General features: G+C 67.9%; 11 protein-coding genes. 8 read left to right on the top strand and 3 right to left on the bottom strand.

The window, feature by feature from the left end; all coding sequences use genetic code 11:
• Window positions 1–29: 29 nt before the first annotated feature.
• The 5 genes from BST27_RS22345 to BST27_RS22325 are packed head-to-tail and all read left to right on the top strand — an operon-like array spanning window position 30 to window position 8,309.
• Window positions 30–4,424, top strand: a complete 4,395-nt coding sequence (locus BST27_RS22345) for a type I polyketide synthase (protein ID WP_069418956.1) — start codon at window positions 30–32, stop codon at window positions 4,422–4,424.
• Window positions 4,425–4,434: 10 nt separating this feature from the next.
• The gene (locus BST27_RS22340) at window positions 4,435–5,427 is read left to right on the top strand and encodes an ATP-binding cassette domain-containing protein (protein WP_069418877.1); all 993 of its coding nucleotides are present in this window, start codon (window positions 4,435–4,437) and stop codon (window positions 5,425–5,427) included.
• A gap of 32 nt (window positions 5,428–5,459) precedes the next feature.
• Window positions 5,460–6,248, top strand: coding sequence for an ABC transporter permease (locus tag BST27_RS22335; RefSeq protein WP_079219759.1), 789 nt, complete (start codon window positions 5,460–5,462; stop codon window positions 6,246–6,248).
• Window positions 6,245–7,045: an ABC transporter permease gene (locus tag BST27_RS22330; RefSeq protein ID WP_069418875.1), complete on the top strand. Its 801-nt coding sequence runs from the start codon at window positions 6,245–6,247 to the stop codon at window positions 7,043–7,045. Before BST27_RS22335 ends, BST27_RS22330 begins: the two co-directional genes overlap by 4 nt.
• 16 nt (window positions 7,046–7,061) lie before the next feature.
• Entirely contained in the window at window positions 7,062–8,309 is a 1,248-nt protein-coding gene (locus BST27_RS22325; RefSeq protein WP_069418874.1) for a phthiocerol/phthiodiolone dimycocerosyl transferase, read from the top strand.
• 65 nt (window positions 8,310–8,374) lie between these two features.
• Here BST27_RS22325 and pks2 read toward each other — a convergent pair whose 3' ends face one another.
• Window positions 8,375–14,638 (bottom strand): sulfolipid-1 biosynthesis phthioceranic/hydroxyphthioceranic acid synthase, encoded by a 6,264-nt coding sequence (gene pks2, locus BST27_RS22320; RefSeq protein WP_069418873.1) that lies wholly within the window; start codon window positions 14,636–14,638, stop codon window positions 8,375–8,377.
• Window positions 14,639–15,088: 450 nt separating this feature from the next.
• Here pks2 and BST27_RS22315 point away from each other — a divergent pair, with 450 nt between their 5' ends.
• Together BST27_RS22315 and BST27_RS22310 are read left to right on the top strand one after the other, a co-directional pair.
• Entirely contained in the window at window positions 15,089–16,831 is a 1,743-nt protein-coding gene (locus BST27_RS22315; protein ID WP_069418872.1) for an AMP-binding protein, read from the top strand.
• Window positions 16,832–16,895: 64 nt separating this feature from the next.
• A complete protein-coding gene (locus BST27_RS22310) occupies window positions 16,896–19,475 on the top strand; it encodes an MMPL family transporter (protein ID WP_069418871.1) in 2,580 nt (859 codons plus the stop codon).
• Here BST27_RS22310 and BST27_RS22305 read toward each other — a convergent pair.
• Entirely contained in the window at window positions 19,472–20,161 is a 690-nt protein-coding gene (locus BST27_RS22305) for an LppX_LprAFG lipoprotein (RefSeq protein ID WP_069418870.1), read from the bottom strand. The two genes, BST27_RS22310 and BST27_RS22305, sit on opposite strands and share 4 nt — an antisense overlap.
• Before the next feature lie 164 nt (window positions 20,162–20,325).
• Between BST27_RS22305 and BST27_RS22300 the strand changes: the two genes are divergently transcribed.
• The gene (locus tag BST27_RS22300) at window positions 20,326–21,531 is read left to right on the top strand and encodes a permease (protein WP_069418869.1); all 1,206 of its coding nucleotides are present in this window, start codon (window positions 20,326–20,328) and stop codon (window positions 21,529–21,531) included.
• A 4-nt stretch (window positions 21,532–21,535) separates the two neighbouring features.
• Here the strand turns inward: BST27_RS22300 and BST27_RS33240 are convergent.
• Window positions 21,536–23,391: PE family protein (locus BST27_RS33240; RefSeq protein ID WP_211285317.1), on the bottom strand; the 1,856-nt coding region annotated here is incomplete at its 5' end.

Raw genomic sequence — 23,391 nt, 5'->3', positions numbered from 1 at the left:
ACGCCGACAACGCCATTGCCGTCGTCGGCATGGCCGGCAAGTTTCCCGGCGCCAACAACGTGTCGGCGTTTTGGGACAACCTGCGGCGCGGCAAGGAATCGATCGTCACGCTGTCCGAGCAACAGCTCCGGGACGCCGGCATCAGCGACAAGGCGCTGGCCAATCCCGCGTATGTGCGGCGCGCGCCGATCGTCGACGGGGTGGACGAGTTCGACGCCGACTTCTTCGGCTTCCCCCCGCAGCTCGCCAAGTCGCTGGATCCACAGCACCGCCTGTTTCTGCAATGCGCCTGGCACGCATTGGAAGACGCCGGTTACGACCCGGCCCGCTACCAGGGCTCGATCGGCGTGTACGGGACCAGCTCCCCCAGCGGTTACCTGCTGCACAACTTGCTGTCGCATCACGACCCGAACGCCGTGCTGGCCGAGGGTCTCAACTGGGACCAGCTCAGCATGTTCTTGCAGAACGACAAGGACTTCCTCGCGACGCGGATCTCCCACCAGTTCAACCTGCGTGGCCCCAGCATCGCGGTCCAGACCGCGTGCTCCTCGTCGCTGGTCGCGGTTCACCTCGCCTGCCTGAGCCTGCTCAGCGGCGAATGCGACATGGCGTTGGCCGGTGGTGTGTCGCTGTGCGTGCCACACCACGTCGGTTACTGGCACTCACCCGGCCAGATGCTGTCCGCGGTCGGCCACTGCCGGCCGTTCGACGTGCGCGCCGACGGCACCGTCTTCGGCAGCGGTGTGGGGCTGGTCGTGCTGAAACCGTTGCGGGCGGCCCTCGATGAGGGCGACCGCATCCACGCCGTCATCCGCGGGTCGGCGATCAACAACGACGGGTCGGCGAAGATGGGCTTCGCCGCGCCCAGCGCCTCGGCTCAGGCCGACTGCATCGCCGAGGCCCATGCGGTGGCCGGCGTCGACGCGTCGACCATCAGCTACGTCGAGACCCACGGCACCGGCACCCCGCTGGGCGACCCCATCGAAATCGAAGGACTGCGAACCGCTTTCGAAGTCTCCGACACCCCTCGGCCGGGGCCGTGCGCGATCGGGTCGGTCAAGTCGAACATCGGCCACCTCGAGGTCGCCGCCGGAATCGCGGCGTTGATCAAGACGATCCTGTGCCTGAAGAACAAGGCGATTCCGCCGACGCTGCACTTCACCAGCCCCAACCCGGAACTGCATCTCGACCGGACACCGTTCACCGTGCAAAGCAAGTACGGCCCATGGGAATCCGACGGGGTGCGTCGCGCCGGGGTCAGCTCGTTCGGGATCGGCGGCACCAACGCCCATCTCGTCGTCGAAGAAGCACCGGCGGTCTCGGCACCGGAGGAACCGGCACCGGCCGAGTCGACCGGCCCGCAGGTGCTGCTGCTGTCGGCGCAAACCGCCACCGCCCTCGCCGAGGCGCGCAAAGCGCTGGCGACGGCACTGGAGAAGCCGGACGCCCCGGACCTGTCCGACGCGGCGTTCACCCTCACCAAGCGCCGCAAGCACAACGTCACCCTGGCCGCGGTCGTGCACGACCGGGAGCACGCCGCGAAGCTGTTGCGGGCCGACGAACACGACAACGTTTTCGTGGGTGAGGCCGCTGCCGACAGCGAAGGCGCCGCCGCCGACCGCGTCGTGTTCCTCTTCCCCGGGCAGGGCGCGCAACACGTCGGAATGGCCAAAGGTCTCTACGACACCGAACCCGTCTTCGCCGAGCAGTTCGACGCCTGCGCCGACGGCTTCCGCGCGGAGATGGGCGTCGACCTACATGCCGAGATCTTCTCCGGCAGCGCAACGGATCTGGAGCGCATCGACCGCTCCCAGCCCGCGCTGTTCACGGTGGAATACGCATTGGCGAAGTTGGTCGACTCCTACGGCGTGCGCGCCGGGGCCTACATCGGTTACAGCACCGGCGAATACATCGCGGCGACCCTGGCCGGGATCTTCGATCTCGAAACGGCCATCAAGACGGTGTCGCTGCGGGCAAAGCTGATGCACGAATCGGCGCCCGGCGCCATGGTTGCGGTGGCGCTGACCCCGCAGGATATAGCGGAGCACCTACTGCCCGGGGTCGAGTTGTCGGCGGTCAACGATCCCGGCAACTGCGTGGTGGCCGGGCCGAAGGACCAAATTCGCGCCTTCTCCCAACACCTTTCGGAGCGCGGCATACCCGTTCGCCGGGTGCGGGCCACCCACGCGTTCCATACCAGCGCGATGGATCCCATGCTGGGCGAGTTCCAGGAATTCTTGTCCCGCCAGCGGTTGGGCGCCGCGCAGACACCGTTGCTGAGCAACCTCACCGGGACCTGGATGACCCCGGAGCAGGTGAGCGATCCGGCAAGTTGGGCGCGCCAGATCAGTTCCACGATCCGGTTCGCCGACGAACTCGACGTGGTCCTGACCGATCCGGGCCGGATCCTGGTGGAGGTCGGTCCCGGTGGCAGCCTGACCGGTTCGGCGATGCGGCACCCCAAGTGGTCCAGCGGGCACCGCTCCGTCCGGCTCATGCGTCATCCGATCCAGAACGCCGACGACCGCGACACCTTCCTGCGCGCTCTCGGCGAATTGTGGTCCGCCGGCGTCGATGCCGACTGGACGCCGTTGCGCCGCGAGCAACCGCACATCGTGTCTCTGCCCGGGTACCCGTTTGCCCGGCAGAAGCATTGGGTGGACCCGAAGCCGACCGTGTGGGCGCAGGCCCCGACCAACGGAGCCGCCGTCAGCCCGGCTGCCGCCGCGGCCGGTCACCCATCGGAAGACGCCGCCAGCGTCGAGTTGGCGCGTAACGGGCAGTCCGAGACCGGTGCCACCCTGCAGCGGGTGTGGGAGCAGTGCCTGGGCGTCGGGTCGATCGACCCGAACGCGAATTTCTTTGACCTCGGCGGTGATTCGCTGATGGCGATCAGCATCGCGATGACCGCGGCCAACGAAGGCCTGAGCATCACACCGCAAGATCTCTACGAGCACCCGACCTTGGCCTCGCTGACGGCCGCGGTGGACGCCTCGTTCGCGGCGAACGGGCTGGCCAAACCCCCGGAGCCGGAGGCGCATCCGGCGCTCATGCCGAACACCACCTACTTCCTCGAGCGCGGGGTGCGTGACGCCGGCCGCTGGCGCTTCCCGCTGATCCTGCGCCTGGACCCCACCGTGTCGCCGGACGACATCCAGGCCGTGCTGAGCGCGGTGGTCAACCACCACGGGGCTTTGCGCCTGCAACTGGTCGACCAGGACGGGGTGTGGGAACAGCGCATCGCCCCGCCGGGCGAATTCACCGGGCTGGTGACCCGTGCGCTGCCCGAGGAGGTGCCGTCCGGCAGCCAGGACGAGCAGGCCGCGGTGCTGAAAATCCTTGCTGAACAGGAGGATCCGTACGCGCCACTGGTGGCCGTGTACATCACGCGCGCCGACGGCGCACCGCATTTCCTGGCGCTCGGTGTGCACGAGATGGTCGCCGACAACGCCTCACACCAGATTCTGGGCAGCGACCTGGTAATCGCGTTCGGGCAACGGTTGGCCGGTCAAGAGATCGCACTGGAACCTGGCGTGACCGACTGGCGGGAATGGTCGCTGCGCGCGGCGGCTCTCGCCACCCATCCGGCCGCCGTGGACACTCGCGGCTACTGGATTCGGAATGCCCGCCAGGTCACGCTGTGGCCCGCGAAGTCCGACCAAGCGGAGACCCGGCCCGCGGCCGCCGATCTGGTCCGGCTGTCGAGCACGCTGAGCTTCGAGCAGACATCGGAGGTCGACGACGCCAGGCGCAGGTTCCGCCGGTCGATCCAGGAGATCATGCTGGCCGGCCTGGGCCGGACCATCGCCCAGACGATCGGCACCGGCGTCGTCGCGGTGGATGTGGAAGGCGAGGGCCGCTCGGTGTTGCGACCGGACGTCGACCTGCGCCGTACCGTCGGCTGGTTCACCACGTATTACCCGATTTCACTGCCGTGCTCGACCGGACAGGGCACGGCCGCGCTCGACCATCTGGATGCTGTCCACGACATCGTCAAATCCGTTCCGCACTACGGAATTGGATACGGTCTGCTGCGGTACGTGAATGCCGCGACCGGCCGCGTCCTCGCTGCCCACCGCACACCCGACATCCACTTCCGGTATGTGGGTGTGATCCCGGAGTTGCCTCCGGTCGTCGCGCCGGTGCAACTGCACTCCGACATGACCGTCCCGGTGCGCGAGACCGTCCCCGGACTGGGCCACGCCATCGAGATTCGGGCCTACCGGTCCGCCGGTGCGCTGCATGTCGATTGGTGGTACGACGCCCGCCGGGTTCCGGCGGCGACGGCCGAAGCGCTGCAGCGTACGTTCCCAGTGGCACTCAGCGAACTGATCCAAGAGGGCATCGTGGCGGAACAGGACGAGAGCGCCATGGCGGGCGCGACCGAGGCCGGCGCGCTGGTCGATCTGTCGAGCTTTGACTGAGGAGAGTTGGATGCCCGATACAGCGGCGGTGGCGGTTCACGGCGTCGGCAAGACGTACGGCGACGTGGTGGCGTTGGATGACGTCAGTTTCGAGGTGGGCCGCGGTGAGGTGATCGGTCTGCTCGGCCCCAACGGGGCGGGCAAGACCACCATGGTGGACATCCTGTCCACGCTGACCCGGCCGACGCGCGGCTCGGCAACCGTGGCCGGCCACGATGTCGTCTCGGATCCGGCCGGGGTGCGGCGCTCCATCATGCTCACCGGACAGCAGGTCGCTCTCGACGACATGCTCTCCGGCGAACAGAACCTGGTCTTGTTCGGCCGCCTGCACGGGCTGAGTAAGTCCGCCGCGCGCACCCGCGCCCAGGAGCTGCTCAAACAGTTCGACCTGGTGGACGCGGCGAAGCGGCGGGTGAGCACCTATTCGGGCGGCATGCGTCGGCGCATCGACATCGCGTGCGGTTTGGTGGTTCAACCGCAGGTGGCGTTCCTGGACGAACCCACCACGGGCCTGGATCCCCGTAGCCGGCAAGCGATCTGGGATCTGGTCGGCAACTTCAAGAAGTTGGGCATCGCGACGCTGTTGACCACGCAGTACCTCGAGGAGGCGGACGCGCTGGCGGACCGGATCATCCTGATCGATCGCGGCACGATCATCGCGGAGGGCACCGCCAACGAACTCAAGCACCGCGCCGGCGGCACCTTCTGCGAAATAGTGCCGCGGGACGTCAACGACCTGCCCGCCATGGTGGCGGCGCTGGGCCCGCTGCTGCCCGAACAGCAGCGGACGATGTTGACCTCCGGATCCGACCGGATCACCATGCCGGCGCCGGACGGAACGAGCACGCTCATCGAGGCGGTGCGACTGCTGCACGAAGCGAACATCGAACCGGCCGACATCGCGTTGCGGCGCCCGTCGCTGGACGACGTCTTCCTGTCCATGACGGCCGATCCCAGCGAGGACCGCGCCTTGAGTCACCTCACCCCCGAGGCGGTGCGGTGAGCGTCACAGCTTTGGATCGGCCGCAGCCGTCGATGTTGCAGCAGTGGTGGGTGCTGACCATCCGCTTCATCGCGCCGACGCTGCGCAACGGGGAGCTGATCACCGCGATCGGGGCGTCGGTATCGTTTGCCGTCGGCTTCTACATCCCGTTCTCCACACCGTGGAACCACTACGTCGGCGGCGCCAGCAGCGGCGTCGCAAGCAATCTCGGGCAGTACATCACCCCGCTGATCACCTTGCAGGCCATCGCCTTTGCCGCCATCTCGTCGGCGTTTCGGGCCGCCACCGATTCGCTGCACGGCGTGAACACCCGGTTCAGGTCCATGCCGATCGCCCCGCTGACTCCGGTGTTGGCCCGGGTGTCGGCCAGCGTGTACCGGTGCTGTGTCGGCCTGACGGTCGCCCTGATCTCCGCACACGTGATCGGATTCCGGTTCCACCGCGGCGCTATCTACATCGTCGGGTTTTGCGTGTTGGCGATCGTGATCGGGGTTTTGCTGTCCTTCGGCGCCGACCTGATCGGCACCGCCACCCGCAACCCGGACGCCATGCTGCCGTTGCTGACGATGCCGATCCTGATCTTCGGGTTGCTGTCCGTCGGTATCCAACCGCTCAAGATGTTTCCGCAGTGGGTGCAGCCCTTCGTCCGAAACCAACCGATCTCGCAGCTGGTGTTGGCGTTGCGCGCCCTAGCCGGTGACACCACCAAGTCGCCGCTGCCGGTGACCTGGTCGGTGATGGCGCCGACGGTCGCGTGGCTGATCGGCTTTGCGCTGCTCTTGGTGCCCGTGTCCGTCATCGTCCTGTCTCGACGCCCATGACCGCGGGCACGGTGCAGTACTCGGAAAGCTCGCTACGGCGGCTCATTCCGCAGACGCTGGTGCAGACCAGACGGATACTCACCCGCTGGGGCCGCGACGTGGTCACCGTCATGGAGGCGCTGATCTTGCCGGTCGCGTTCATGCTGGTGCTTTACATCGTGCTCGGAAAGCTCATCTACGCGATGACCCACGACAGCGCGCTGTACAGCATCGTGCCGCTGCTCGCGCTCGGCGGTGCGGTCAGCGGTTCTGCCTTTGTCGCAATCGATCTGATGCGCGAGCAATCGAGCGGGCTGCTGGCCCGATTGTGGGTGATGCCCGTACATCGGGCGTCCGGACCGTTGTCGCGGATCCTGGCCGAGGCGGTCCGGATTTTGGTCACCACCGGGGTGATGCTCGGGGTTGGAGTGCTGCTGGGATTCCGCTTCCGCGGCGGCGCGCTGGCCACTTTGATGTGGTTGGGCGTGCCGGTGATTTTCGGCATGGCGTTCGCCGCGCTCACCACGATGGTCGCGCTTTTCGCGTCGAAAACGCTTGTGGTGGAAGCGGTTGAGCTGTGGCAGCTGTTGTTGATCTTCTTCTCGACCGGGCTGTTGCCGCTCGATCAATACCCGCGTTGGATTCAGCCGGTCGTCGCGCACCAGCCGGTGAGCTACGCGATCACGGCGATGCGTGGCTTGTCGGCGGGCGGTCCGGTGCTGGCGCCGATGATCGCGACGGTGCTGTGGAGCGTCGGTATCGCGGCCGCCTGCGCGGTACCCATCGCGATCGGCTACAAGCGCGCCAGCACGCACTGACGGGAGGAGTTCTGGAGTGTTTCCCGGATCCGTGATCCGAAAGCTGGCGAAGAGCGAAGAAGCCTTCGCGCAGTACGAGGTGTTCACCGCCGTCACGGTGCAGCTGCGGGGCCGCGTCGACATCGACGCGCTGTCCGACGCCTTCGACGCGCTCGTGGAGGCGCATCCGATCCTGTCCAGCCATCTCGAGCAGAACCCCGACGGGGGCTGGAATCTCGTCGGCGACGACATGATGCATGCGGGGATAACGGTTGTCGACGGAACGTCCAGCGGCGGCGAGATCCGGCTCGACCAGACCGTATCCCTGTTGCACCTGCGGTTGAAGCACGGCGAGAGCGCCTCCGAGCTGACGATCTATCTGCATCACAGCATCGCCGACGGCCACCACGGGGCGGGGCTTTTCGACGAGCTGTTCTCCCGCTACACCGACATCGTCGCGACCGGCGACCCCGGCCCGGTCGACCCGCAGCCGGCGCCCCTGTCACTGGAGGCGATGCTGGAAAAGCGTGGGGTGAAGAAACTGGGGCTCACCGGCGTCGAACGCTTCCTGCCGGTGATGTACGCCTACGACCTGCCCCCGTCGGTCAAGCCGACCCTGGTCGCGACTCCTGGTGCTCCGCAACCCGTTCCCGTCACCCGGGTCCGCTTTACCGAACAGGAGACCGCCGACCTCATCGAGTTCTGTCAGCAGAATCGGGTCAGTGTCAACACCGTGGTGGCCGCGGCGATCCTGATGACGGAGTGGAAGCTGCGCAATACGCCCCACGTGCCCATTCCCTACGTCTATCCGGTGGATCTGCGGTACTTCCTCAACCCTCCGGTGGCCCCGACGGAGGCCACCAACCTGGTGGGCGTGGCGACCTACCTCGCCGAGATCGGGCCGGACACCGACATCGTCGATCTGGCGGCCGACATCGGCGCCACCTTCCGGTCCGACATCGCCGAGGGCCTGGTTCAGCAGTCGGGGCTGAACTTCGGCGCCGCGTTCGAAGGAACCCCGCCCGGCTTACCGCCGCTGGTCTTCTGCACTGACGTCAGCGCGCTGCCCACCGTGCGCACGCCCGAAGGGGTCGTGTTGGAAAACTTTGAGGGACAGTTCTTTTGCTCGATCACCGTCCCGCTCGACTTCTACGGTTGCGGCCTGTCCGGGGAGCATCTGGTCATCGAAAACCACGGGCACTCGCCGTCACCCAAGGAGCCGCTCGAGGCGATCCACGAGTTGCTGTGCACCGTCCCCTCCGACTACGGCTGGGCCGTGGAGTAGTCGCGAGCAGACGCAAAGTCGTACGGATCGGGCGCGAAATATACAACTTTGCGTCTGCTCGCGGGTTAGGGTGAGCCCGCCTCCTCGGCGAGGGTTTCGGCCAGGTGCTCGGCGAGTGCGCGTGCGGTGTTGTGCGTAGCAATCACCTTGGGGCTCAACCGTATCCCCGTCTCCGTCTCGATGTGGGTGCGCATCTCTAGCATCCCGAGTGAGTCCATCCCGTACTCGACGAAGGGCCGGTCGGCGTCGACGCTGCGGCGCAGGATCACCCCCACCTGCTCGGTGATCAGGCGGCGCAACCGGGCGGGCCATTCGTCGCGGGGCACCGTCATCAGCTCGGAGCGGAATTTGCTTGGCCCGCGCGAGCTTTGGCCGCTGGATTGGAACAACTCGCCGAACGGGCTGCGTCGGACGACGTCGTCGAGCCACGGCGCCCCGATGATCGGGATGTACCCGGTGTAAGCGCGGTCGTAGCGCAGGATCGCCTCGAACGCGTAGATGCCTTCGTCGGGGGTGATCATGAGCTGCTTGCCGGTCTCGGCCAGGAACGTGGCGCGACCAACCTCGGCCCAGGCCCCCCAAGCCAGCGAGGTGATCGGCAGCCCCTGCGCGCGACGCCAGTGCGCGAACGCATCGACGAAGCTGTTGGCCGCCGCGTAGGCGCCCTGACCGGGCGAACCCAGCAAGGAAGCGCCTGAGGAGAACACGCAGAACCAGTCCAACGGCTGCCCGACCGATGCCTGGTGCAGGTAGTAGGAGCCGAAAGCCTTTGGCGACCAGTCCCGGTCGATGATGTCATCGGTGATGTTGACCAGCGTGGCGTCCTCCACGACGGCCGCCGAGTGCACAATGCCGCGCAACGGGAGCCCGGTGGCGGTTGCCGCCTCCACCAAGCGAACCGCGGTCTCCGGTTCGGCGATGCTGCCGAGCTCCACCACGACGTCCGTGCCGGCCCGACGCAGCCGCTCGATCATCTGCCGGGCTTTGGGGTTGGGCGCCGAGCGCGCCGTCAGCACCAGCCGCCCGCACCCCTTCGCCGCCATCTTCGACGCGAAGAAGAGACCGAGCCCGCCGACGCCGCCGGTGATGATGTACGCGCCGTCACGACGGAACACCGGGAACTGCTCCGGCGGCACGACCACGCTGCTACGTCCGGTGCGCGGCATGTCCAGCAGCAGCTTGCCGGTGTGCTCGGCGTTGCTCATCGCGCGAACCGCTGTGGCCGCATCCGCCAAGGGGTAGTGCGTGGTCTGCGGTGCGACCAGCACGCCGTCGGCGGTCAACTGGAACACCGTCTTCAGCAACTCGCGGACCCGCTCGGGCTGCAGCACCGACATCAGCGCCAGGTCGAGGTAGAAGAATGTCAGACCGCGGCGGAAGGGATACAGACCCAGCCGGGTGTTGCCGTACACGTCGGCCTTGCCGATCTCGACGAACCGCCCACCGAAGGCCATCAGCTCGAGCCCGGCACGCTGGGCCGCACCGGTCAACGAGTTCAGCACGATGTCCACGCCGTAGCCGTCGGTGTCGCGGCGGATCTGCTCGGCGAATTCGATGCTGCGCGAGTCGTACACGTGCTCAATACCCATGTCGCGCAACATTTGCCGCTTGGCGGGGTTGCCGGCGGTCGCGTAGATCTCCGCGCCGACGTGGCGTGCGATCGCCAGAGCCGCCTGGCCCACCCCGCCGGTGGCGGAATGAATCAGCACCTTGTCGCCGGCCTTGATGCCGGCCAGATCGTGCAGCCCGTACCAGGCGGTGGCGTTGGCCGTGGCCGACGCTATCGCCTGCTCGTCGGTCAGCGTCGGCGGCAGCTTGATCGCGAGGTCGGCGTTGCAGGTCAAATAGGTGCGCCAGCAGCCGCCCTCGGAGAAGCCGGCCACGCGGTCACCGATCTGATGGTCGGCGACGCCCTCCCCCACCGCGGTCACCACACCGACGAAGTCCATCCCTGGCTGCGGTTCGCGGTCGTCGACGACGGGGAATTTGCCGAATGCGATGAGCACGTCGGCGAAGTTGACCGTGGACATCGCGACGGCGACCTCGATCTGGCCGGGTCCGGGTGAAACACGTTCGCACGCAACCAGTTCCATCGACTGCAGATCACCCGGCGTGCGCACCTGCAGCCGAATGCCGTCCACCTCGTGGTCGACGATGGCGGTATGGCGCTCGTCGGGTAGCAGCGGGCTCGGGCACAACCGCGCGACGTACCACTCGCCGTTGCGCCAAGCGGTCTCATCCTCCGGCGATCCGCTCAGCAGCTGCTGAGCCACCAGCTCGGCCTGCGTGTGCTCGTCCACGTCGATCTGGGTGGGCTGCATCAGCGGCACTTCGCTGCCGATCACTCGGATCAACCCGCGTAGCCCGAGCTGGTCGAGGTTCAGTTGGTCGTCGGAGCGAGCATGCTGGGCTTGCCTCGTGACGACGAACAGACGGGGCAGCTCACCCTCCAGTTGGGCCACTTCCCGACTGAGTCGGACGAGGTGCCGCACCTGCTCACGCCCCAGTGTCAAGGCGGCTTCATCCGAGTCGCTTGCCCTTGGGCCACAAAGGATTACCACGCCGCGGAAGGATCGCCGCAGCTGTGCACGCAGGGATTCCAGGTCGGCCTCGCGGGGCAGCTGCAGGTTGACACATTCTGCGCCTTGGGATTTCAGCGCGTCGGTCAGCGTGGCCACCAACATCTCGGCGCCGTCGGAGGTGTCGATCAGCAGCCAGGAGCCGGCCTCGTCGGCATCGATTTCGGGCAGCGTCCGCTGCTGCCATTCGAGGGTCAGCAGTCGCTCGCTGAGCAGACGGTCACGTTCGGCGCCTTCGGTGGTCCCGGTGCCCATGCGCAGACCGCGCAGGGCCAGCAGCACGGCGCCGTTCTCATCCAGCACATCGATGTCCGCCTCGCCGCCCGTCGAGTCCGCGCGGGTCACTCGGCCGTAGCAGTACTGAGCGTTGCGCAGCGGGCCGTAGACCCGCAGTTGTTGCACGCCGAGCGGCAACAGCAAGCCGCCGGCGCTGTCGACGCCGGCGGCCACCGACTGGAAGCACGCGTCCAGCAACGCCGGATGCACGTGGTAGGCGGCGTGCTGAAAACGGATCGAGGCGGGCAGTCCCACCTCGCCCAGCACCGTGTTGCCGCCGGATTCCGCGGTATGGACGGTGCCCAGGCCGCTGAACGCCGGGCCATGCTGGACACCGCGTTCAACGAACGACTCCCGCAGCTCCGCGCCCTTGACGCTGTGCGGATGCAGCGCCAGCAACCCTTCGATGTCGTAGGCGGGCGGGGCAGCATCATCCGCGGCAGGGCGCAGCGACGCGGTCGCGTGCGTGGTCTTCTCACCGTCCTGTTGGGATTCCACGACGAAGTCGACGACGCCGGGCGCCTGCACCGACGCGACGGCGGTGATCGGGGTCCGCTCGTCCAGCAACAGCATCTGCTCGAACACGACGTCCCAGACCTCGTAGCCCTCGCCGAAGACCTCGGCGGCCGCGGCCAGCGCCATCTCGCAGTAGGCGGCTCCGGGCAGGGCGGCCACGTTGTGCACCTGATGGTCCTCGAGCCATTGCAGCGTCGCGGTACCGACGTCGGTCTGCCACACGTGGCGCTCGGGCTCCTCGACGAGGCGCACGTGCGAGCCCAGCAACGGGTGCACGGTAATGGTGGACGCGCCGTGCGCCCGGCCTTCCTGCGCCTCGGCGTCGACGAACAGTTGGCGATGGCTCCAGGCCGGCAACGGCGCATCCACCAGCCGTCCGGCGGAGTACAGCACCGAGAAGTCGACCTTGGCGCCCGCGCCGTGCAGGTCGGCCAGGAAGCCGCGCAGCCCGTGCGGCAACGGTTGTTCGCGTCGAACAGCGGCCAAGGCGGCCACCGTCATGTCGAGGCCGCGGGCGTTCTGGTCAACAGCGTGCGTGAGCAGCGGGTGGGGCGACAACTCGGCGAACACCCGGAATCCGTCGTCCAACGCCGCCTGGATCGCTGCCGCGAACTGCACGGTGTTACGCAGGTTGTCCACCCAGTAATCCGCGTCGCAGACCGGCCGTTCGCGGGGGTCGAACAGGGTCGCGGAGTAGTACGGGACGCGGGGCGTCATCGGTTGCAGGTCGGCCAGCGCATCGGCCAGGTCGTCGAGGATCGGGTCGACCTGGGGTGAATGAGATGCCACGTCCACGGCGACCTCGCGCGCCATGATGTCTCGTTGCTCCCAGCGTGCGACGAGGTCGCGCACCTGATCGGCGGCTCCACCGATCACCGTGGAGTTGGGTGATGCCATCACGGCCACCGCCACGTCGTCGATGCCGCGAGCCATAAGTTCCGAATTCACTTGCTTGGCAGGCAGTTCCACCGATGCCATGGCCCCGGAACCGGCGATGCGGGACATCAGTTTCGAGCGGCGGCAGATGACGCGCGCGCCGTCTTCCAGCGACAGCGCGCCGGCGACGACGGCCGCAGCGGTCTCCCCCATCGAGTGGCCGACGACCGCGCCGGGAACTACCCCGTAGGTCTTTTCCATGGCCACCGCCAGAGCGACCTGGATGGCGAAGATGCTCGGCTGCACCTTGTCGATACCGGTCACCGTCTGCGGCGCCGTGATCGCTTCGGTCACCGAGAAACCCGATTCGGCGGCGATCAGGGAGTCGAGTTCGGCGATCGTCGCGGCGAATTCCGGTTCGCTCGCCAGCAAGTCGGCTCCCATCGCGGCCCACTGCGAGCCCTGGCCGGAGAACACCCACACCGGCCCCCGGTCGGACTTGCCCACCGCCGCCTCGAAAGGTGTTTCGCCGCTTGCGATCTCGCGCAGACCGTGGACCAGCTCGGCCAGGCCGGCGGCCGGCACCAACGTGCGCACCGGCCGGTGGGCGCGCCGGCGCGCCAGCGTGTAGGCGAGATCGGAAGGCGCCACGCTGTCCTGGTGTGCCTCCACCCACTCGGCGAGCCGCTGTGCGGATTGCCGCAGCCCGTCGGCCGAACTGGAAGACAGCGCGAATACCAACTCCGCCGGTGCGGCGGATTCGGTGGGGGCGTCGGCCGTAAGTGGTTGTGCGGGAGCTTGTTCTAAAATGGCGTGCACGTTGGTGCCCGACATGCCGAACGAGGACACCCCGATCCGCCGCGGCCCCCCATTGTTCTGTGGCAACGGCGTAACCTCTTGGGGCACAACCAGACCCGTGTCGATCGTGGCAAGCTCATCGGGCAGTTTGGTGAAGCCGACGACGGGCGGCACCAGGCCGTGTTGCAGCGACAGGACCGCCTTGATCAGCCCCACCGCGCCGGCGGCGGACTCGCTGTGGCCCATGTTGCCTTTGACCGTCCCGACCGCGCAGGTGTTTCCTTCGGTCCCGTAGACCTGTGCGAGGCCGCGGTATTCGATGGGGTCGCCGACGGGGGTACCGGTGCCGTGCGCCTCGATGGCGCCGACCGTCTCGGCGGCCACCCCCGCCGCCGCCAATGCCGCCCGATAGACGGCGACCTGCGCCTCTTGGGACGGCATGGTGAGCGTCTCCGAACGACCATCTTGATTGCTGGCCGTGCCGCGGATCACCGCCAGTATCCGGTCACCGTCGGCCAGCGCGTCCGGTAGTCGCTTCAGCAACACCACGGCGCACCCCTCGGAGCGCACGAACCCGTCGGCGGCGGCGTCGAACGAGTGGCAGTGGCCGGTCGGCGAAAGCATGCCCTGTCCAGAGGCGGCCACACTGCCATCCGGCTCCAGCAGCACCGCGCAACCGCCGGCCAGCGCGAGGTCGCTTTCCCCCTCGTGCAGGCTGCGGCAGGCCAGGTGCACCGCCATCAGGCCCGACGAACACGCGGTGTCGAATGTCATCGCCGGGCCTTGTAGACCCAGCGTGTGGGCTATCCGCCCGGACGCCACGCTGTTGTTCAGACCGGTCACCACGTACGGGCTGGCCAGACCACCGGCTCCCTTGATGAGCAGCATGTAGTCGTGGTGGGTGAGTCCGGTGAACACGGCCGTCGAGGACCCGGCCAACGATGCTGGGTCGAAACCCGCATGCTCGATCGCCTCCCAGGCGGTCTCGAGCAACAGTCGGTGCTGCGGGTCGATCGAGAGGGCCTCCCGCTCGCTGATACCGAAGAAGTCGGCGTCGAAGCCCGCGACGTCGTCGATGAAGCCACCCCACCGGGACACCGTCCTGCCCGGCACTCCCTGCTCGGGGTCGTAATAGGCGTCGGCGTCCCAGCGGTCCGGCGGAATCTCGGTGACCAGGTCGTCGCCGCGCAGCACCGACTCCCACAGCTGTTCGGGAGAGTTGATTCCCCCCGGCAGCCGGCATCCCATGCCGATGACCGCAATGGGAGTGACACGCGTTTCCATCCCAAAAACCCTCGTTCTCAGCTCAATCTGCTTCCCGACAACACCTGCATCGAGTCTTGATACGGGCAACGGACTGCGCAGTGCCGCTCTGACAATTCTCGTCTAGCCCCAACCCCAGCGAACCCGGACTCGAAACCGTTAGCCGGTCTCGGAGAATCAAGCTTAGACGCCAAAGTGGTACGCCGAGGCCAAAGGGGAGAATTCCCAGCATGCGGCCAGGATTGCCGCGCTGAGCAGGGCTAATGCGCTCACCGGCCGACGCCACCGGGCCGGCGGAAGGCACGGCATCGGTTACTAGCCGATCATCCGTTGCGCCACAACGGATTTCACGCGTCATCCGGTAAAGTAACCCGTTCGACCGCGGGCGACGAACCCCGTCAAACCGGTGTTGATCTGGCCAAATGCCAAGTCTGGGACAGGTCACAACGACGGCCGGTACCCTAGACGCCCATGAGTGTGCGTTCCCTTCCCACGGTGCTGCGCGCCTGGGCCCGCCTGCAGCCCAACGACACGGCATTCACTTTCCTCGATTACGAGCGGGACTGGGACGGCGTCGCCATGACCCTGACATGGGGGCAGCTGTATCGGCGGATGCTCAACGTTTCTCAGGAGGTGAGCCGTCACGCCTCGCCGGGTGATCGCGCGCTGATACTGGCTCCCCAGGGACTCGAGTACGTTGCTGCCTTTCTTGGCGCGCTGCACGCCGGAGTGATTGCGGTACCGCTTTCCGTTCCCCAGGGCGGCGCCACCGACGAACGGGTGGAGTCGGTGCTGCATGATGCCTCACCAACCGCAATTTTCACGACGTCCGCAGTGGCAGATGACGTGGCTCAGCATGTCGAGGCCCACGCCGGTGCATCCGCTCCGGCCATCATTGCGGTTGATTCGTTAGACCTGGACCGGCCCAACAGATCTGGCGCCGCCGCCGACAACCAGCTCGAAACTGCGTACTTGCAGTACACGTCCGGATCGACCCGCACGCCGGCGGGCGTCATCATGTCGCACCAAAACGTTCGAATCAATTTCGAACAGCTGATGGCGGGCTACTTCGCGGATACCGACGGTATCGGGCCGTCGGACATGACTCTTGTGACGTGGCTGCCGTTCTATCACGACATGGGATTGATGCTCGGGATTCTCGCGCCCATCCTGGGCGGCTTCCCCGTGGTGATCACCAGCCCGATGTCATTCCTGCAACGCCCCGCCCGGTGGCTGCAGCAGCTGGCAAGTCGTCCGCACCCATTCTCGGCAGCACCGAACTTCGCGTTCGAACTCGCCGCCAAGAAAGTGTCGGATGAGGACATGGCAGGCCTTGACCTGGGCGATGTCTGCACCATCGTCAGCGGCAGCGAGCGGGTGCATCCGGCAACGCTCAAGCGCTTCGCCAACCGGTTTGCGCCGTTCAATCTGCAGGAACGAGTGCTCCGGCCCGCGTACGGACTGGCGGAGGCGACGCTCTACGTAGCGAATAGCAAACCGAATCACCCGGCCGAAACCATTTACTTCGACTCGGAGGAGCTGGCCAACGGCCGCGCCAAGCGATGCGCGGCAGGAAGCGGCACACCCCTGATCAGCTACCTACTTCCCACATCGCCGATCCTGCGCATCGTCGATCCCGACACCCGTACCGAAGCCGCAGCGGGAACGGTCGGCGAGATCTGGGTGCACGGCGACAACGTCGCCAGCGGGTATTGGGAGAAGGCCGAAGAGAGCGAGCGCACGTTCGGTGCACAGCTGGTCAATCCCTCGGAGGGCACCCCCGAAGGTCCCTGGCTCAGAACCGGGGACTCGGGGTTTTCCGTCGATGGCAAGTTCTTCATCATCGGCCGGATCAAAGATCTTCTGATCGTGTACGGGCGCAACCATTCTCCCGACGACATCGAGGCGACCATCCAAGAGATCACTCGGGGCCGCTGTGCGGCAATAGCCGTGCCCGGCGAGCAGAGCGTCGAAAAGCTGGTTGCCATAATCGAACTCAAGAAGCGCGGCGACTCCGACGAAGAAGCGATGAATCAGTTCGGCGCCATCAAGCGGGAAGTCACCTCGGCGTTGTCGAATTCGCACGGGCTGAGCGTGGCGGATCTGGTTCTGGTGCCGCCGGGCTCGATTCCGATCACCACCAGCGGCAAGGTCCGCCGGTCCGCGTGCGTCGAGCAGTATCGGCAGCATCAATTCGCCCGCTTGGACGCCTAGTCTGATCTGGTACATCCGTTCAAAAACACCCTCGACGGGGGCTGCTGTCAGTACCATCACGAGCGTGCCAGCCGACGACAGCCATAGGTCACCTCGGCTCGCCAACCTCCTTGTCGTGGCTGCCTGGATCGCGGTGGCCGTGGTCGCGAACGTGCTGCCGGCGCTGACGTCGACCAGAGCTGACGTCGGCTCGGCGCTGGTGCCGCATGACGCCCAGACGGCCGCCACGACGGCTCGGATCACCCAGGCGTTCCCGGGCACCGGCACCGATGCCATTGCCTACCTGGTGCTGGACGGCCGTGACACGTTGGGACCGGCCGATCAGCGTTACTACGAAGCGGCCGTCAGCGCCTTGCGCGCCGACACGACCCATGTGGGCGCCGTGGTCGACTGGTGGTCGGATCCGCTGACCGCGCCGATCGGAACCAGTGCCGACGGCCGGACCGGCGTCGCGATGCTGTGGTTGAAGGGTCAGGCCGGCACTGCGCAGGCGCGGGAATCGCTTGCCGCCGCCCGCTCGGTGGTGAGCAAGCTGCCGCCGACTTCGGGGCTGCGCGCCCGCATCACGGTCCCGGCGACCACGACCAGCATGCCGCTGCGGATGAACGCCTGGCAGGGCGCGGCGATCGCGGCCGCGGCAGCGGTAGCCGCCGTGCTGCTGTTTCTGCTGGCACGACGGTCGCTGGTCGGGGCGGGCAGCTTGTTGCTCACCATCGGGGTGTCACTCGCGGTGGCGTGGCCGCTGGTCGTGGCGACGAGGTTTGCGGGGCTGTCACCGTTCGCGGTGACCCTGGCCGCCGTGCTGGCGATGGGCACGATCACCGCATCCGCCCTGCTGGTCGGCCGGCGCGCGATGGCCCTTCCTGGAGTCGGCGTCGCGGTGTTGACCGCGCCGATGCTGCTCGCCCGGACGCCGGCGTTGCACAGCGTCGGCATCTCTTCAGTGAGTGTCGTTGTGGCACTTGCGGCTTCATTGACACTGTTGCCCAGCCTGCGCGGGCTTGCGGAGGTGCAAGACCCGCCGGAGCCGGCTGCGGCGCCGGCCGGCGGCCTCGTATCCCGGCTGTCGGCTCCACGGACGGCCGTGGCCACCGCCCTGGTGCTCGCGATCTGCGCCCTACCCCTGTTGGGGCTGCGTTGGGGGGTCGCTGACAACCCACCCCTGTCGAATCGCGCTCAGTTCGTCCCCGGGACGTCGCTCCCCGACGTCATCGTGTTCAAAGCCGACCATGACCTGCGGGACCCGGCGGGACTTGTCGCCATCGACAAGGTGAGCCATCGGCTGATGGAGATCCCCGGCGTCCGCAGGGTGCAGTCGGCGGCCTGGCCGGGCGGTGTCCCATGGACGGATGCCTCGCTGGCGTCGGCCGCGGGCAAGCTGGGCGAGCAGTTGGATCGCCAGGCCGTGACGTTCGTACCGCAGGTGAACGCGATCAAAACGCTGGCTTCCGTCGTCGATCAGGTGAGCGGCGCCGTCGACCAGGTGGAAACCACCCTGAATGCCGGTCTCGGCGGGCTCTCCGAGCTGCAGCGAGCCATCAACGTGGTGCTCTCCGGCACCCGTGACATCAAGGACACCACCGTGGAGGTGTCGGGCTATCTGGATCCGATCCGCGACTGGACCGGCGGCGTCCAGAACTGCCCCGCCGACGCGTTGTGCTCGGCCGCACGCAAGGTCATGGATCCCCTGGACCGCGTGGTCAACGACGTGCGAGTGCTGTCCGACGGAGCGGACCGCATAGCCGGGGTATCCGCCCGCACGGTCAACGTCTTCGCCACCACGCCCCAGGCCGTCGCGCAAATGCGCTCCGCGTTGGATCAGCTGCGATCCTTCGTGCCCACGCTGGAGCGGACCGTCGAAGAGACCATCCCCCAGGTCGTCCAACTGTCGGCGTTCCTGAAGAACCTCAGCGTCGACTTCGCCGACACCGGTGAGGGCGGTTTCTACCTCTCCCGCAAAGCGTTGGCCGACCCGTCTTACCAAAACGTGCGCAAGTGGATGTTCTCCGCCGACGGCACAGCAACCCGCCTGTTCGTCTACTCCGACGGCACAGGACTCGACCTGAGTGCGGCAACCCGCGGTCAGCAACTCGAAGCAGCGATCGACAGCACGACCAAGTACGGGAGCCTGCTGGACAGTCAGGTGGCACTGGGCGGCGGCGCCGCAATGGCCGCGAGCATCCGCAGCGCGCTCATCCACGACGGCGTGCTGCTCGGCGCGACGCTGCTCGCCGTGGCAGCGGTGATCGGCGTATGGCGAGGCGCCGTCACCGGCGTCGGGGTGGGCCTCGGGGTGTTGGCCGCCGGCCTGGCCGCGCTGGGCATTTCGGCGTTCGTGCTGCAAAACATGCTGCATCGGGACCTGCACGTCTCGGTGGCACTGGTGTCCTTCGCCGTCCTCGCGGCCTGCGGTATCCCCTACCTCGTTGCCGCGTCGGCCCGGCGGGCCGTCGCGCCGCTGGCCGGGCTTGGGGTGATTTTCGGCGTCGGCTTGGTGCTGGTGTCGGGCGGTGTGTCCAGTGCCCTAGGTCAACTGGGAGTTGTCCTGCTGATCGGGCTCGGGGCACTCGCGGCGGTGGCACACGTCTGCCCAGCGGCCTGGCACCCGGCCCCGGCGTCGCCAGCGGAACCGACTACCGACTAGTCGGTGTTGACCGGCTCGTTCCACTTGGACAGCGTGACCTCCACGGACCCAGACCCGAGGTCCACCGAGGCCCGGACAAGGCGATGCGAACCATCCGAGGCGATCCACACGGTCGCCGGCCTGGACTGCCTGGCCCCGGGATCCAGGATCTTGACGGTGTCGGTAGGCAGGGTCCCGTTGATCTTGGTGGTGGGAATCCCGTCGATCACCTCTGGACCTTGTGACTGCACGTTGGTCACGCCGGAGAGCAGTTTCGCCACACCATTGGTGGGGTCGAGCATGTGCGAGGCCGACAGGTCGGAGACGTTGCCGAGATTGGTCCAGTCGTCGAAGAGTTTCACCGAGATGGTGTCGTCCTTGATCCGGAAGGGAACGTCGGACTGCCCGTTGTAGGTGCACGAACCCTTCGCTGCGAGCGGCTTGGACCGAACATCGACGTCGGCGCTGGTAATGCCGAGCATGCTGTCCACCTGACCCGATGAGCGGACCGCCAGATGCGCGCTGCTCAGCGCCTTGGTCGACTCCACGGACTGGCGGACATCGGCCATCAGCGGGGAGTCGGCCGTGGTACCCGTGGCAGGCGGCGCCTCGGACTCCGGATTTTCCGACGAGCAGCCGGATAGCCAAAGCGCCAGGAACACACCAAGTGCCGCTAGGACCGCCAAGGGCGTCGCTCGTCTTTCCATCACCGTTGCAAACCTCGTCTCATCTCCGGGCGGGCCAAGCTTAGACGCCGCGCCTAAGAGCGGCTTGACCAGATACCCCTAGGGGGTATATCTTCCTGACCCAGACGCCCCCGCTGCGCTGTGGGTGATCATCCGGCGGAAACGACGCGACAACGGAGGTCCTGATGGACAAGGTGTTGGGGGGCCTCGGGCACGCTTTGGCGCTCACGGGCTCGATGACGTGGGAGATTCTGTGGGCGTTGATTCTCGGTTTCGCGCTGTCGGCCGTGGTCCAAGCGGTGGTGCGCCGGTCGACGATCGTGAGCCTGATGGGCGACGACAGGCCACGCACTCTGGCAGTGGCGGCCGGACTGGGCGCGGCGTCGTCGTCGTGCTCCTACGCTGCGGTGGCCTTGGCGCGTTCACTGTTCCGCAAGGGCGCGAACTTCACCGCCGCGATGGCGTTCGAGATCGGTTCCACCAATCTGGTGGTGGAATTGGGCATCATCCTGGCTCTGCTGATGGGCTGGCAGTTCACCGCCGCGGAGTTCGTCGCTGGGCCGATCATGATCATCGTGCTGGCCGTCTTGTTCCGGCTGTTCGTACGCACCCGGCTCATCGACGAGGCTCGCCAACAGGCCGAACGCGGCATCGCCGGTTCGATGGAGGGCCACGCCGCCATGGACATGTCGATCAAGGGTGACGGGTCGTTCTGGCGACGGCTGTTCTCCCCGGCGGGCTTCACCTCGGTCTCACATGTCTTCGTCATGGAGTGGCTGGCGATCCTGCGCGACCTCGTCATCGGCTTGTTCATCGCCGGCGCCATCGCGGCTTGGGTGCCCGAAAGCTTCTGGCAGGACTTCTTTTTGGCCAATCACCCGTCCTGGTCGGCGGTGTGGGGACCGATCGTCGGGCCGTTCGTGGCCATCGTGTCCTTCGTCTGCTCGATCGGCAATGTGCCGCTGGCCGCGGTGTTGTGGAACGGCGGCATCAGCTTTGGCGGCGTCATCGCGTTCATCTTCGCCGACTTGCTGATCCTGCCGATCCTGAACATCTACCGGAAGTACTACGGCACCAAGATGATGCTGACGCTGCTGGGCACCTTCTGTGTCGCGATGGTGGCGGCGGGCTACCTCATCGAATTGGTCTTCGGCGCGGTAAGTCTCATCCCCAGCCAGCGCAATGCCATCGTCATGAGTGCCGGCATCTCGTGGAACTACACCACCTGGCTCAACATCGCCTTCCTGCTGATCGCCGCGTTACTGGTGGCCCGGTTCTTCACTTCCGGCGGCATGCCGATGCTGCGCATGATGGGCGGCTCGCCGCAAGCCGAGCATGACCACGGCTGCCACGCGCAGGACCACGGGCACCAGGGCCACCACGAGCACTAGCGCTTTACAACCGCCCGTTCAGCCCGTCCGCACCGAGCAGTTGCCCGCCGGTACCGCCGGTGCCGGACGTGCCGGGCGGCGTACCCGGTCCTCCGTTGCCCCCGTTGCCACCATCGCCGACCAGTACCGCGTTGCCGCCGTTGCCGCCGTTGCCGCCCTTGCTGCCGGTACTGGCAGCGCCGGAGCCACCGGCACCACCGCTGCCGATCACCCCGGCCGTGCCGCCATTGCCCCCGGCGCCGCCGGGGTCACCGAGCTCGCCTGCGCCCCCGGCCCCGCCGGCACCGCCCGAACCGATGAGCATCCCGCCGTTGCCGCCGTTGCCGCCGGCCGCGCCGACGAACCCGCCGCCGCCACCGACACCGCCCGCCCCGCCGTCGCCAAAGAACATGCCGCCGCTGCCACCGGTGCCGCCCGCTCCGCCGGTGCCGCCGCCGTTGTTGTTCCCGCCGGCGCCGCCGGTCCCGCCCGCGGCGCCGAGGCTCAGCATGCCGGCGTTGCCGCCGTGCCCGCCGGCACCGGCAGTGGTCTGGCCGAATCCCCCAGCGCCGCCGCTACCGCCGCCGCCAAACAACCCGCCGTTGCCGCCCGTGCCGCCCGCCCCACTGCTGCCGTTCAGGTTGCTGGCGCCGCCGGCACCGCCGTCACCGCCGCTGGAGAACAGCCCGCCGTTACCGCCGACCCCGCCGGCCCCGCTGGTTTGGCCGAAGCCACCGTCGCCGCCGACGCCGCCACTGGCGAACAGCCCGCCGTTACCGGCCGCGCCCCCGGCGCCGCCCTTGCCGGCGCCGCCCACGCCGGCGGTGAAGGAAGCAGCGCCCTGGCCGCCGCTTCCGGCGGCGCCCGCCAGCATGCCGGCGTTGCCTCCGGCCCCGCCTGTGCCACCGATATTGGCGCTCGGCGCCCTGCCGCCGGCTCCGCCGGTGCCGCCCGAGCCGAACAGGCCGCCATCGCCACCGGCGCCGCCCGTACCGCCGTTGCCGTTCGGCGACGCGCCGCCAGCGCCGCCGGCACCTCCCGTGCCGAACAGGCCGCCGCCCGTGCCGCCGTGCCCGCCCGTGCCGCCGGCCGCGCCGGAACCACCGATCCCGCCGTTGCCGAACAACAACCCACCGTCCCCGCCGGCCGTACCGGTCCCCGCTGCGCCGTTGGCGCCGTTGCCGATCAGCGGCCGTCCGGTCATCGCCTGGATGGGCGTGTTGATCGCGTTGATCGCCTGTTGCTGCGCAACGTGTAACGGGTTGGCGCTGGCGGGCGCGTTGAAGCCGTCCAGGCCCAGCAATTGGCCGCCGATGCCGCCAGCGCCCATCGTGCCCTTGGTCGCGCCGAGGCCGCCGGTGCCGCCGTTACCGCCGTCGCCGATCAGCATGCCGTTGCCGCCGGCCCCGCCCGCACCGCCGGTGCTGCCGGCGGCCGCCTCTCCGGTGCCGCCGCTACCGCCGTTGCCGCCGTTGCCAAATAGGCCGGAGTTGCCGCCGGCGCCACCTGCACCGGCGAGCGCCGTTCCGGCGTTACCGCCCGCGCCACCCGCACCGCCAGAGCCGGTGAGCAGCCCGGCGTTGCCCCCGGCGCCACCCTTGCCGCCGTTGGTCGGGCCGAACCCGCCGTTGCCGCCCGTGCCGCCCTCGCCGAAGAGTAGGCCGGCGTTCCCGCCCGCCCCGCCTGCGCCGCCGTTGCCGGTCCCGGCGGTGATGCTGTCGCCACCAACGCCGCCAGCGCCGCCCGCTCCGAGACTGAGCATTCCTGCGTCGCCGCCGCTCCCGCCGGCTCCCCCGCTCGCCGCGCCGTGCCCGCCGCTGCCCCCGGTTCCGCCGGCACCGAACAACCCGCCGGTCCCGCCGGCGCCGCCGAGTCCGCCGG

Origin of the sequence: Mycobacterium intermedium (assembly GCF_002086275.1) — a bacterium.
Taxonomy (GTDB): domain Bacteria; phylum Actinomycetota; class Actinomycetes; order Mycobacteriales; family Mycobacteriaceae; genus Mycobacterium; species Mycobacterium intermedium.
This window is presented reverse-complemented; position numbering and strand designations above follow the sequence as displayed.